10 protein-coding genes are annotated in these 12,520 nt (G+C 38.5%); 2 read left to right on the forward strand and 8 right to left on the reverse strand.

The annotated features are described in order from the left end of the window. Both sohB and ABD009_RS01145 read right to left on the reverse strand, forming a co-directional pair. Complete coding sequence (gene sohB / locus ABD009_RS01140; protein WP_343822207.1) at positions 1 to 1,050, reverse strand: protease SohB; 1,050 nt, start codon at positions 1,048 to 1,050, stop codon at positions 1 to 3. Positions 1,051 to 1,210: 160 nt separating this feature from the next. After that, a complete protein-coding gene (locus ABD009_RS01145) occupies positions 1,211 to 3,931 on the reverse strand; it encodes a VolA/Pla-1 family phospholipase (protein ID WP_343822208.1) in 2,721 nt (906 codons plus the stop codon). Between the two features lie 220 nt (positions 3,932 to 4,151). Between ABD009_RS01145 and ABD009_RS01150 the strand changes: the two genes are divergently transcribed. Beyond that, entirely contained in the window at positions 4,152 to 4,892 is a 741-nt protein-coding gene (locus tag ABD009_RS01150) for a YciK family oxidoreductase (protein ID WP_343822209.1), read from the forward strand. On the opposite strand, the gene ABD009_RS01155 is transcribed toward ABD009_RS01150, so the two are convergent. Next, positions 4,879 to 6,714: a sensor histidine kinase gene (locus ABD009_RS01155; RefSeq protein ID WP_343822210.1), complete on the reverse strand. Its 1,836-nt coding sequence runs from the start codon at positions 6,712 to 6,714 to the stop codon at positions 4,879 to 4,881. The two genes, ABD009_RS01150 and ABD009_RS01155, sit on opposite strands and share 14 nt — an antisense overlap. A 238-nt stretch (positions 6,715 to 6,952) precedes the next feature. On the opposite strand from ABD009_RS01155, the gene ABD009_RS01160 reads away from it, so the two are divergent. After that, positions 6,953 to 8,509: an HD domain-containing phosphohydrolase gene (locus ABD009_RS01160; RefSeq protein WP_343822211.1), complete on the forward strand. Its 1,557-nt coding sequence runs from the start codon at positions 6,953 to 6,955 to the stop codon at positions 8,507 to 8,509. Between the two features lie 59 nt (positions 8,510 to 8,568). On the opposite strand, the gene rluB is transcribed toward ABD009_RS01160, so the two are convergent. Genes rluB through ABD009_RS01185 form a run of 5 tightly spaced genes read right to left on the reverse strand, consistent with a single transcriptional unit; the run spans position 8,569 to position 12,431 of the window. Then, positions 8,569 to 9,438, reverse strand: coding sequence for a 23S rRNA pseudouridine(2605) synthase RluB (rluB, locus tag ABD009_RS01165; protein WP_155694765.1), 870 nt, complete (start codon positions 9,436 to 9,438; stop codon positions 8,569 to 8,571). 21 nt (positions 9,439 to 9,459) lie between these two features. Continuing rightward, positions 9,460 to 10,077 carry an SMC-Scp complex subunit ScpB gene (gene scpB / locus ABD009_RS01170; RefSeq protein WP_343822212.1) on the reverse strand — a complete coding sequence of 206 codons (618 nt, stop codon included), beginning with the start codon at positions 10,075 to 10,077 and terminating at the stop codon, positions 9,460 to 9,462. After that, complete coding sequence (locus ABD009_RS01175) at positions 10,070 to 10,897, reverse strand: segregation and condensation protein A (RefSeq protein ID WP_343822213.1); 828 nt, start codon at positions 10,895 to 10,897, stop codon at positions 10,070 to 10,072. The genes scpB and ABD009_RS01175 overlap by 8 nt, the downstream gene beginning before the upstream one ends. Positions 10,898 to 10,899: 2 nt before the next feature. Then, entirely contained in the window at positions 10,900 to 11,520 is a 621-nt protein-coding gene (locus ABD009_RS01180) for an L-threonylcarbamoyladenylate synthase (protein WP_343822214.1), read from the reverse strand. A 38-nt stretch (positions 11,521 to 11,558) separates the two neighbouring features. Further along, positions 11,559 to 12,431 (reverse strand): PHP domain-containing protein, encoded by an 873-nt coding sequence (locus ABD009_RS01185; RefSeq protein WP_343822436.1) that lies wholly within the window; start codon positions 12,429 to 12,431, stop codon positions 11,559 to 11,561. Positions 12,432 to 12,520 lie beyond the last annotated feature (89 nt).

The raw sequence follows: 12,520 nt of genomic DNA on the forward strand, positions 1-12,520 counted from the left end.
TTATTTAGTGTTTGTCACTGACCACGTACTAAGTTTACCTACCAGTTTAGTAATTGCAGTAGAAGCTGCGAAACCGAATCGCTCTGCAATATTGTGCTTCACTTTGTACTCAATTTTATAAACATCATATTTATCGACAGCTTCTAGTAGAAGGTCATCGCTTGTCATGACTCTATCAACTAAGTTTAGTGTCAGAGCTTGGCTACCATACCAATGTTCGCCTGTTGCAACTTTATCAATATCGACAGAAGGACGGTTATCGGCGACAAACTCTTTAAATAGTACATGTGTTTCTTCAAGCTCTTCTTTAAATTTTGTTCTAGCCGTGTCGGTATTTTCACCAAGTACCGTTAAAGTACGTTTAAACTCGCCGGCAGTATGTTGCTCAATTTCTACATCATATTTCTTTAACAACTTGTTAATATTTGGTAATTGAGCAACAACGCCTATAGAACCTATGATGGCAAATGGTGCTGCAACAATTTCATCTGCCACACAGGCCATCATGTAACCACCAGAAGCAGCGACCTTATCTACAGCTACCGTTGTATGAATATTCTTGGATTTTAATCTAGCTATTTGCGATGAAGCTAAGCCATACCCATGAACAACACCACCTGGGCTTTCAAGGTTTAGTACAACTCGATCGCCTTCTTCAGCTATCGATACAATCGCTGTTATCTCTTCTCGTAAAGACTCAGTTGCGCTTGCTTCTACATCGCCGTCAAACTCTAAAACAAATAACCGCGACTTTTCTAAATCTTCGGTGCTACTTTTAGATTTTTTCTTATTTTCTTTTTTCTTGCTTTTATCTTCTGCTTTTTGTTTTTTATCAAAGGCTTTAATTTGTTCTTTAGATAATAGTGCTTTCTTTAGATCTTTTACGTCTTCTTGATACTCTTCTGACAAGTATTCAATGTTTAATTCGCCCTTTTTACTATTTTTTGGCTTAATAGCAGCGCCCGCTATAAAACCTAAAACCAATCCAATCGCGACAACTATTGTTGCTGTTTTCGCAATAAACAAACCGTACTCATATAAAAATTCCAACTTTAACTCCTGATGGGCTTAACAATTTAACAATTTAACAATTTAACAATTTAACAATTTAACAATTTAACAATTTAACAAAAAGTGTACTTCATTTGATCCAGCAGTCACAAACAAAAAAACCAGCCGAAGCTGGTTTTTAATTAACTAACCGAAAATACTATGGAGCTGGAGCTTCACAAGCGTTCTCTTCTAGTCCTTCAATAATACCTGCACCAATAGCTGTAGATGAGATATTTATAAGTTTACCGTTAGAACCAAAGAATGTACCAGCCATAATCAATGTTTCAGCATTCACAGCTGAATATAGTGATGGGTAAGGCATTGGTAACGCAGTTGCCGGGCTAAGGATAGTGCTATGTGCGCCATACTTAAATTCAACAATGCTTTGGAAACCAGTTTCTGACATACCACAGTTAGTCACTTTAGTAAGCTCTAGAGACTTTTCTAAACCGCTTGTTCCTGCAATAAAGTTAGTTGAAACTGAGTTTGGAACAACTAAGTCAGATGGGTTTAAACCTAAACCAGCTGTTTCAGAACCTTCGTCACCAACCATTTCATAAACTAAAACTGGAGTGCCTGTTTGCTTCAATAAACCAGCATAGTTAGTAGGGTCGCCCGCGTCTAATACAGCTTGAGCTGCAAAAGAGAAAGAGGCAAAACCAGCTTGCATTGCGGCTTGTTGTTCTTCCGTAGCGCTAGCTTGTAATGCTTGGTATGCACAAACTAGAGCAACATTTTGGTCAACTACATTGTAGTTTGCATCAAGCGCTGGACCACATTGCTCAGGATTAGCTGCGACAATCGCACCAAACGCTGCAGGCTCTAAATTAGCCGCTAAAGCTGCTGTTAGCTCGTTGCCAAGTCCATAAATAACTGACGCTTGAACAAGTGGGCCAAATGCTTTTGACTCAACTAAGAAGTTTGCAACACCACCACCTGGGTTAGACAAAACTGAACTGTTAATTTTGTATAGTCCGTCTAGTGCCTCATTACCCGTCGGTGTGTTCGCAACAGCTGTGAAATCAACACCAGTAATAGCACCTAACGAGTGACCAAGATAATGTACATTACTTGTATCTATAACATTTACATCAGGAGCCATTGGATTTGTAAAGTCTGCTAGGCCATTGATTGCTAGACGAAGTTTAAGTCCATCAGCAACTGATTGACGCACATTGTCACGCGCTGATAACAAGCTTTGAAGATTTAGATATGCCGTAGGGTTGTTGCCTGGCACGCCAGATGAAGCATTAACAACGATAGGGTCCATGCCTTCAACTTCTACTACGAAACCACGTTCCCCGTGCAGAGGATGGTCTATAGCCACAGTTACAAAGCCCATAGCTGAAAGAATACCCGTTGCCGCTAGCATGTCTTCTTTTTTTGACGTTATGCCATGCTGAAGGATAACCACTGGCCAACCTGCTTCAGGCTTAACTAAAGGATCCATTAGGCCAAATGCTGGTCTAACCATATTAGCGTTGTCTATATTTGGTACCGTAATTTGTACCGGCACTTCCTTCATGCTTTGTACAGCTGGAATAGGGTTATATTTTGTCAAATGACGTGCAGTATCCACACCAAAATCAGCTAAACCAAGTTGTACACACATTTCGTGGTTATCACCTGCGCCAGCTGCTAATGCCGCTTTTTGCTCGTCAGACAAACCGCTTAACGTTGCACCGCTATCACACATTGCTTTCCAGCGAGTAGTTAGTGCATCAACACCGTCTTCTAAATAGTATGGTAACTCTACCGAAGAACCAAATAAGTTTGCTGTGTTGTAAACCATATAAGCTTGTGACATTGGGTCTGCAGGAATCGCGCCTGCTTGAGCTAACGCCATGGCAACCGTAACTGGTGCTTGTATTGGGTTGCCTTCACCGTCAACACCTACCGTAGCCATTGCTTGTGCCATTGGCATAACAACTGAAGTTGGATCCGCCGCTGCCATCGCGCCAAATGTTTGGCCATTTAACTTTTTAACAACTTGTAACGGATCTGCTGCAGGTAAACCGGCTGATTGAACCGTAAATGCTTGAGTATAAACGATAGAAGCACCGTCAGCACCTAAATCACCTTCAAGCACGTCTTCAAAGTTGTTGATCATTGTTTGAAGTAAACGAATACCAGCTTGCGTTGAATTTAGCTGGTCAGCTGTAAGGCTAGGTAACACGATTGGAGACGTGTTTATATCTGCTTTAATGCTTGAATAAGTGCTAGACGGTAGTAATGAATTACCATTGCTGTCCATTACTTTGTCAGTTAATACTGCAACATAGCTCGCGCCGCCTTCAAAAGGCTTGAGTGGTACGACAGCAATTGAACCACCGCTTAACGTCGCAACAAAATCAACACCAAATGTTAATTTTTCTTCACCTTTACATAACAGACCTGACTTAGCTGGATCCATGCAATCTGCATCAGTCAAGCTAGGAAATTTTTCTACTTTATATAGTTCTACTGCACCAGGAACCATAAGGCTAGCAGGGTCAATAGTTACATCGCTTGCAGACGAATAATCTAATGCAATAGTAAATGAGTTCTGCGTTCCCCAACCATCTAGAGCACCAATAGCTGACTGTGGATTTGAAAAGTCAACTTCTTCGCCAGCAGCTTTTGAGGCTGTTTCAGAAGGCATTTCAAGTGTACCGTCAGTAGAACCACTAAATAGTAAGTCATTTGGTACTGAAATTTCACCAGCGGAAGGATTAAATACCACGCTGATACGAGGTGTTGTTGCTTTAGCTACTGCAGCAGCTTGCAATTCTGAGCGTTGTGACGCCGTGTCTGTTTGTACATCTGCAAGTGTTGTATCGTCACAGGCGGTAAGCCCGAGCGCACTTGTAATGGCTAAACTAAGTACTAATTTTTTCATTTCTCTCCCCAGAGTCCTAGTTATTATTTTTATTGACGTTATTCCGTCTTTTTTAATTTGGGACAATATTAACAGCTTAGACCAGTCAAAGTTACATTAGATAAATACATTTAGCTAGTCTTAGGTTCAAAATCAATACAAAAAATTGTTTCTGCTAATGAATTTTAAAGCGATGCCCTGTAACATACGGTTATTATAATAATTGTTGATTAGCTTGAATATGAAAAATTTGCAACTTCCTGAAGATAAAACTATTTTAAAAGACAAAGTTATTTTAGTTACCGGCGCAGGCGATGGTATCGGACGACAGGCAGCCCTTACCTTCGCTAAATACGGAGCTACTGTAATCCTATTAGGAAAGACAGTTAAAAAATTGGAATCTATTTACGACGAAATTGTTGAATTAGGTGCACCACAGCCAGCCATCATTCCATTGGATATGAAAGGTGCCACAGTAAAAAACTATCAAGATATGGCTTTAACGATTATTGACCAATTTGGTCGTTTAGATGGTCTATTGAATAACGCCTCAATATTAAATTCGTTAAATCCAATCGAACACATTAATGAAGAAACTTTTGATAAGGTAATGAAGGTTAATTTTAAAGCTACGTTTTTCCTTACTCAATCACTTATTCCAGCACTAAAACTTTCGAAATCACCAAGCGTTTTATTTACTTCAAGTAGCGTTGGTAAGCAGGGTCGAGCATTTTGGGGAGAATATGCGTTTTCTAAGTTTGCCACAGAAGGCTTAATGCAAACTATGGCTGACGAATACGAACACATTGGAATGAGAGTTAACGCAATAAACCCAGGAGCGACTAAAACTAGAATGCGTGCCAAAGCCTACCCTGGCGAAGATGCTAATAAGTTAAAAACTCCTGAGCAAATTATGCCAGCCTATGTGCACCTAATGTCAGATGAATCCATTGGTATTTGTGGACAATCTATTGACCTTTAAGTCTTGTCGGGATTTCAATTACAAATTGTGATCCCTTCCCTAACTCACTTTTAACTTCAATCTTGCCCTGCAAAGCCTCGGTTACAATATTAAAAACAATACTCAAGCCTAGGCCACTTCCACCTTGTCCTCTTTTTGTCGTGTAAAAAGGGTCAAAAATTTTTTTAATATTATCTTCTGCGATACCGACACCATCATCTTCAATTGAAATAGTGACACTATCGTCATCATTACTACAGATAACATTAACGACGCCGCTATCATTTTTTTCATAGCCATGGATTAAAGCATTAATCAATAAATTAGAGATTACTTGTGAAAATGCTCCTGGCCTCGTAGATACATTTATACCCTGAGGGCAAGTAAGTTTAAGTTGGATATTCGTTGGCTTATACTTTGGTTTTACCGTATCAAACACTTTGTTGAGGTAATCATGTAAGTTTAACTCTCTTACATCAAAGTTATTTTGATCGACCGCGACTTCTTTAAAGTTTTTAATAAGAGTTGAAGCCACATTAAGTTGTTCAGTCATCAGAATTAAAAGGTTTCGGTTGTCTAGAATATATTGGTCGAAACTACTAGCCGTTAAGGAGCCAGAATTCTTATGTGTTTCTAAAGTATTTAGCTGTGATATTGCTTGGCTTACTCCTGTAACAGCTACGCCAAGCGGTGTATTAATCTCATGAGCTACACCTGCAACTAATTCCCCTAAAGATGCCATTTTTTCTGCTTTGACCAGCTCATTCTTGGCGTCGTGTAGATCCTCTAAAGCACCAAGTAACTGCGTATTAGCTTCTTGAAACTCTCTTGTTCTTTCATCAACAGCTAACTCTAGGTTTTCCGTTAACCTTTTTAATTGTGCTGTACGTTCCTCAACTATACCTTCAAGATCTTCATTCATTCGCCATAAACTTTGCGCCATTTTTCTAATATTCACTGATAGTGTCACTATTTCTGTTGGGTCTCGGTCCTTAAACTCGATCTCAACCCCCTTCTGGCCTTCTGCAACTTCTCCAACCTTTTTATTTAGCACGGTAATGGGATTTGTTATCTGTTTACTAAACCACATACCTATCAGTAGCGTTGCTATGAGTACTAATACAAAAGCAGTAAAAAGCTGTTTGTAAAACCGGTCAATTGCTGAGAAAACTTCATTACTATTTATGTTCACTTCTACTGCGACTTTTCGACCCGGAATTAATTTATCTATCGTAATAAAAGGTAATCGCTGAGCTACAAAACTATTTAAAAAACCATCATAGGACACTTTTTTTATAGTTACTTTAGGGTTGATATCAGCAACAAGGTTAAGCTCTTTAAGCTCAGCCCATTGATTGCTTGAATTTATTACAAACACCTGAGAAGAGCCTTTCTCACCAAAACCCGTATTGTCGTAAAATGTTTCTATTGAACTTGTAACATCAAGGACTATTTTCAATACACCCTGAAGTTTGCCACCATATATAATGGGTTCCGCAGTATGAATATAAGTTTTACCAATTTTAGTTTTACTTATTTTAAAAAAACTATATTGATTTGGTTCATCTTCATTAATTAAGTTAATGCTTTTGCTTATGTTATTGAGTTCACCCAATGATGCCAATAAGGAGCCATCAGCTGAGAATGCTTCGATTTTTACCAATACGCTTGATGATGCCATGTAGTCATTTAATATTTGCCTTATAGCTACAAAGTCCTGCGGTTTATTGGACACAACATAGTTAGTTATTTTTGATGAAAGTAAGGAGTTATCAGAAATAGACGGTCCAATTTCTAGTAATCCGCCTAATGATTGTTCAACTTTAATTTCTTGGCCACGCACAAGGGACTCTAATCGTTCATTCAAGTTTTCATTGATATAACTTTTACTAAAGTTAACGGTAAGAGAAATAAGGATAATAAGCGCCGCTAAGGCAGTACCCATAACTAAGATTAAAGTACGTGTAAAAATTGACAATTCGCTATTCCTCTTCTATTTGTTTACTTTAGTTGTGGATTTCTTTTAATCCTTCACTAAACGTAGCACATCATTAGTTTTAATTTAGAAGGGAAAGGAATATATGACAACAAACGGTTTGAATTCGTCTTTTATGTTTGCTCCAGAAGAAGATACTGGAATAGCAGAAAAGTCAGTAAACCTTGCCCCTTGGATTGTCATTATTGTTGATGATGAACCTAGCATCCATCAAATCACCGAAATAGCGTTAGGCCAGTTTACTTTTGCGGAACGTCCTCTCGAGTTTTTACATGCATATACAGGTAAGGAAGCTAGAGAGATTATTGGCTCAAGAAACGATATTTCTTTAGTTTTACTAGATGTAGTGATGGAAACAGATGACGCCGGTTTACAAACCGTTAATTATATTAGAAATGAATTAAACAATCATAATATTAGAATTATTCTTCGAACTGGTCAGCCAGGACAAGCGCCAGAGCTAGAAGTCATCGAAAAGTATGATATCAACGGCTATAACGAAAAAACTGAACTCACAGCAAATAAACTACACTCAGTGCTATACACAGCGCTGCGTTCCTACCGTGATATTGTTGCTTTAGATAAACATCGTCATGGCTTAGAAAAAGTAATTGATGCCACTGCGTCCATTTTAGAAAAGAATTCGATTAAAGAGTTTGCACAAGGTGCACTTGAGCAGTTAGCAGCAATTCTATACCTAGAAGAGGATATGGTATTAGTTGAATATGATGCCCTAATGGCTACTCGTTCAAAACAAGATATTAATATATTAGCCTCTCTTACTTCTGGCTTGGATAAAAGTGACGATTCAAACCTTAACTTTTTAAATTCTAATATTGATAGTGATGATAACGATTTTGCAAAACATTCGCTAATAACCGATAAAGATCAGGTGATATTTACAAACAAATACGGTGACAAGCGCCTAGTCTTGTCAATAAAAGGCCGCACCATTATCTCTGATATCGACTACTCATTAATAGAGCTATTCTGTAAAAACGTGGCAATTGCTTTAGAAAACATTGAGCTTTACGAAGAAGTTTCTGATACCCAAAAAGATATTATTTACTCGGTTTGTGAATTAGCAGAATCTCGCTCAAAAGAGACAGGTAACCACGTTCGTAGAGTCGCTATGTACTCTAGGGTCATGGCTGAAAAATATGGCCTTGAGCATGACCAATGTGAGGAGCTATTTTTTGCATCCCCACTGCATGATGTTGGCAAAGTTGCGATTCCGGACAACATATTAAATAAACCAGGACCCTTAGATAAAGACGAGTGGGAAATAATGAAGACTCATGCTGAGGTTGGTTACAACAGCCTAGCTCATCTTAAAAAGCCAATTTTTCAGGCCGGCGCGACCATTGCTGGTGAACATCATGAAAATTGGGATGGTTCAGGTTACCCTAATGGACTTTCCGGAGAGAATATCCACATTTATGGACGAATCACAGCAGTTGCAGATGTTTTTGACGCCTTAATGAGTAAGCGTTGTTATAAACCAGCTTGGGATCAAGCTACTGTAAACAGTTTTATTGTTGAGCAAAAAGGAATAAAATTTGAGCCCAAATTGGTAGATATCTTTTTAGAGCACTATCAGGAGTTTGTTGACATATTTGAGGCTTATAAAGACCCAGAATAAATAAGGGCCTATGAAGGCCCTTAACGGTAGCTACCTGAAGTAATATCTATTAGAAACAATTACTTTTTGTTTTTAGCTTGGCGTACTTTATGTTTCTTCACCGCTCGTTTAATTCTAGCATGAGCAACACGTCTGGTCTGAGCCGTTTCCTTTTGAATGTTCGGGTTAAACTCCCTTAATTCTCGGTCAAGACCTACCTTTTTTCGTAGTTGGTTCAAGTCATCTAAACCTAGCTCTTTCCAGCCACCTTGAATAAGGCGACGGTCTAATTTAACTTCAGAGTACCTAACTCTTACAAGTCGAGAAACAGTAAGCTCCTGTGATGCCCATAAACGACGAACTTCTCTATTTCGCCCTTCTTTTAGACTAACACTAAACCACTTATTTGAGCTTTCATCATCAGAGTTACGTTCCGCTTTAACTCTATCAAACTTTGCCATGCCATCTTCAAGCTCAACACCTTTTGTTAGGTTTTGAAGCTTTTCATTGGTCACATCACCAAAAACACGAACAGAATATTCACGTTCTATTTCGTAACTCGGATGCATTAGTCTATTGGCGAGTTCACCGTCATTTGTAAACAATAATAGACCTGACGTGTTTACATCTAAACGACCAATACCTATCCAACGGCTATTTTTCAGCTGCGGCAATCGATCGTATACAGTTGGCCTGCCTTCAGGATCTTTTCTTGTACACATCTCACCTTCAGGTTTGTTGTACATGATAACTCGACATATCTCGTCTTCTTGAGACCTAATATCTACAATATGCCCATCAACTCTTATAGTCTCTGTTCCCTCAACTCTATCGCCAAGCTTTGCAACATTACCGTTTACACTAACTCTGTTTGCACTTATATATGCTTCCATTTCGCGACGTGAACCTACGCCACAACGCGCAAGTACTTTCTGTAATTTTTCACTCATTATTATTTAATTCTCTACTATTTATTCTTTCTCAGGCAGTGAGGCTTCACTACCGCTAAATTCTTTCTCGAGGCGACTTGAGATCAACTCGATAGATTCTGGTTCCATTAACGTGGGTAACTCAGACAAAGACTTCAAACCAAAATAATCTAGGAATGCCTTGTCTGTACCGTAAAGCGCTGGGCGGCCAGGAACTTCCTTATGCCCTACTACTTTTATCCACTCTCTTTCACTTAGTGTTTTTATAATATTTGAACTTACCGATACACCGCGAACATCTTCTATTTCACCGCGTGTAATAGGTTGATGGTAAGCTATCAACGCTAACGTTTCTAACAACGCTCGACTATATTTTGTTGGCTTATCCTGCCACAAACGATTTATCCAAGGACCAAACTCATTTTTAGTTTGAAAGCAAAATCCGCTAGCAAGTTCAACTAGTTGTATAGGTCGGTTCTTGTAGTCTTTTTTTATTGAATCTAATGCAGCTTCAATTTCAAGCTTCTTAACAAATTCATCGCCAAATACTAAGCTTTGTATTTTAGAAATTGAAATTGGCTTTGAGTAGCTAAACACAGTTGCTTCAACTATAGACTTTAATTGACTTTTTGACAGCGTATCTACTTTTAAGTCACTCAATTTCGGCCCCTTTGTATTTTACATGCAAAACACCAAAAGCCGAAGCTTGAACCACATCTAACATCGATTCTTTTACTAATTCTAGTATCGCTAGAAAAGTAACAACAACGCCTGCTTTCCCTTCAGATACTAAAAACAAGTTTTCAAACGGAACAAATTTATTATTTTCTCTTAATTTGTGAAGAATTTGTGTCATACGTTCTCGGGTCGATAGCGTTTCTTTGGATATTTCGTGATGTTTAAATGCAGAAGCTCTTTTTAGTATATCTTGAAATGCTATCACTAATTCCTGTAAATCTATTTCAGGCTGATTCGCAGCAATGGCATCGGTTATTGGTGCATCAATTGAAACAATAAAAGCTTCCCTACCTAATCTGGGCAGTTCATCTAAATTTTCGGCTGCTTTTTTTATGACTTCATACTGCTGAAGCCTTTTTATAAGCTCCGCTCTAGGGTCATGTTCTTCATCTTCTAATAAGTCATGCTTAGGTAACAGTAATCTAGATTTTATCTCTGCTAGAAGCGCCGCCATCACGAGATATTCAGCGGCTAATTCTAGTTTTAGGCTGCGCATAACATCTACATATTTCATGTATTGTTTGGTTATCTCAAATATTGGCAAATCAACAATATCAAACTTCTGTTTTTTTATTAGATACAGTAAAAAATCCAGTGGACCTTCAAATGCATCTAAAAAAACTTCCAATGCATCTGGTGGTATAAAAAGATCCTGTGGACGTTCAATGACAATCTCGCCCCTAACTAATGCAAGCGGCAAGTCTTGCTGAATCATGTTTGTTGTATCGTTAACATTTACCATTACTATTCAAAAAGACTTACGTCTCCTTCGCCACGCCTAATGATTTCGGCTTCGCCTTCAGAGAAATCTATTATAGATGTTGGAGTTTCAATTAGATAACCACCATGAATGATAAGGTCCACTTGCTTTTCTATTCTAAACCTAATTTCATCCGGGTCAGATTCCGAAAAGTCTTCACCTGGTAAAAGTAATGAGGTTGACATAATTGGTTCACCCAACTCTTCTAACATCGCTAGTGCTATTTTATTGTCAGGGATCCTAATACCAATCGTTTTTCGCTTTTCATTTAAAACTCGTTTAGGCACTTCTTTTGTACCCTTAAAGATAAATGTATATGGGCCTGGAGAATGGGCTCTAATGGCTCTAAATGCTTGATTATCTACTCGAGCAAAATTCGCAATTTCTGAAAAATCCTTACAAACTAGTGTAAAGTTATGGTTCTTATCTATTTTTCTGATTTGAACAATTCTATCCATCGCTTTTTTATCGCCCAGTGCACAGCCGATAGCGTATCCAGAATCTGTTGGATAAACGACTACGCCGCCTTGGCGAATAATTTGCACAGCCTGGCTAATCAGACGTCCTTGAGGGTTCTCTGGATGAATGTGGAAAAACTGGCTCATATTAATTCCTTACCAATTATATTTATTTTTTAACTGCATTATGCTGCGTTCCAATTGTCATGTGTCCATACGGGTCGACATGTTTCGCTCAGGTGCAGTCCTCTGCCCAACTCTGTCCAGCGCGTTGGACCATGAAAGTCGGAGCCTTGTGAACTATATAAGTTATGTTCCGTCGCCAACGATGAAATAAACTTGCGTTGGTCTGGGCTCATTTGAGTTAACCCTACTTCTAGTGCATCTCCGCCAGCCGAGGCAAACTCAGCTACTAGTTTTCTTAACCATTTATTCGACAAATCATAGCGTATTGGATGAGCAATAACAGAAAGACCTTCAGCCTCTTTAATTAGGCGAACTGCGTCTTCGACTTCCATCCATTCAGGAGTGACATAGGCCCCTTTCCCTTTACCTAAATACTTTTTGAAAGCTTGCTCAAAACTAGCTACAGCACCCAATTTAATTAGCGCTTTAGCGAAATGAGTTCGGCTTATAACACCATCACCAGCGTATTCTTTAGCTAACTCAAACGTATTTTGGATCCCTTTTTTAGCTAATTTAGCCGCTATTTTTAAAGCTCGGCCATTACGCTGTTCTTGTTGCTGTTTTAAAGAGGACACTAAATTTCCATTTTTAGTATCAATACACAGACCAACAATATGAATTTCAAAACCATGCCATTTCGTCGAAATTTCAACACCGTTAATAATCTTAACAGCATAGTTTTTATCATTAATTTCTTGCTTTGCTCGAGCTATACCATCAATACAATCGTGATCCGTAATTGCTAAAACATCAACCTGTTTATTACTTGCTCTAAATACCAATTCTTCTGGTGTTAGTACACCATCTGAGCAGGTTGTATGGCTGTGGAGGTCATACTTAGTATTTGGGTTTAAATTTGTCTCTATTTTCATCAGCACATTATGCCACAGTGGTGATTGCTCTACCATTGATTAAAATTATCATTGACATAATCTTTAAAACGCGTTTTTATATGCGGGTC

Origin of the sequence: Psychrosphaera haliotis (genome assembly GCF_039523615.1) — a bacterium.
Classification (GTDB): domain Bacteria; phylum Pseudomonadota; class Gammaproteobacteria; order Enterobacterales; family Alteromonadaceae; genus Psychrosphaera; species Psychrosphaera haliotis.

Bases quoted from the DNA above. Each gene is read 5' to 3' on its own strand.
- ABD009_RS01145 (WP_343822208.1), bottom strand. From the start codon at position 3,931: ATGAAAAAATTAGTACTTAGTTTAGCCATTACAAGTGCGCTCGGGCTT.
- ABD009_RS01150 (WP_343822209.1), top strand. From the start codon at position 4,152: ATGAAAAATTTGCAACTTCCTGAAGATAAAACTATTTTAAAAGACAAA.
- ABD009_RS01160 (WP_343822211.1), top strand. From the start codon at position 6,953: ATGACAACAAACGGTTTGAATTCGTCTTTTATGTTTGCTCCAGAAGAA.
- rluB (WP_155694765.1), bottom strand. From the start codon at position 9,438: ATGAGTGAAAAATTACAGAAAGTACTTGCGCGTTGTGGCGTAGGTTCA.
- ABD009_RS01175 (WP_343822213.1), bottom strand. From the start codon at position 10,897: ATGGTAAATGTTAACGATACAACAAACATGATTCAGCAAGACTTGCCG.
- ABD009_RS01180 (WP_343822214.1), bottom strand. From the start codon at position 11,520: ATGAGCCAGTTTTTCCACATTCATCCAGAGAACCCTCAAGGACGTCTG.
- ABD009_RS01185 (WP_343822436.1), bottom strand. From the start codon at position 12,431: ATGAAAATAGAGACAAATTTAAACCCAAATACTAAGTATGACCTCCAC.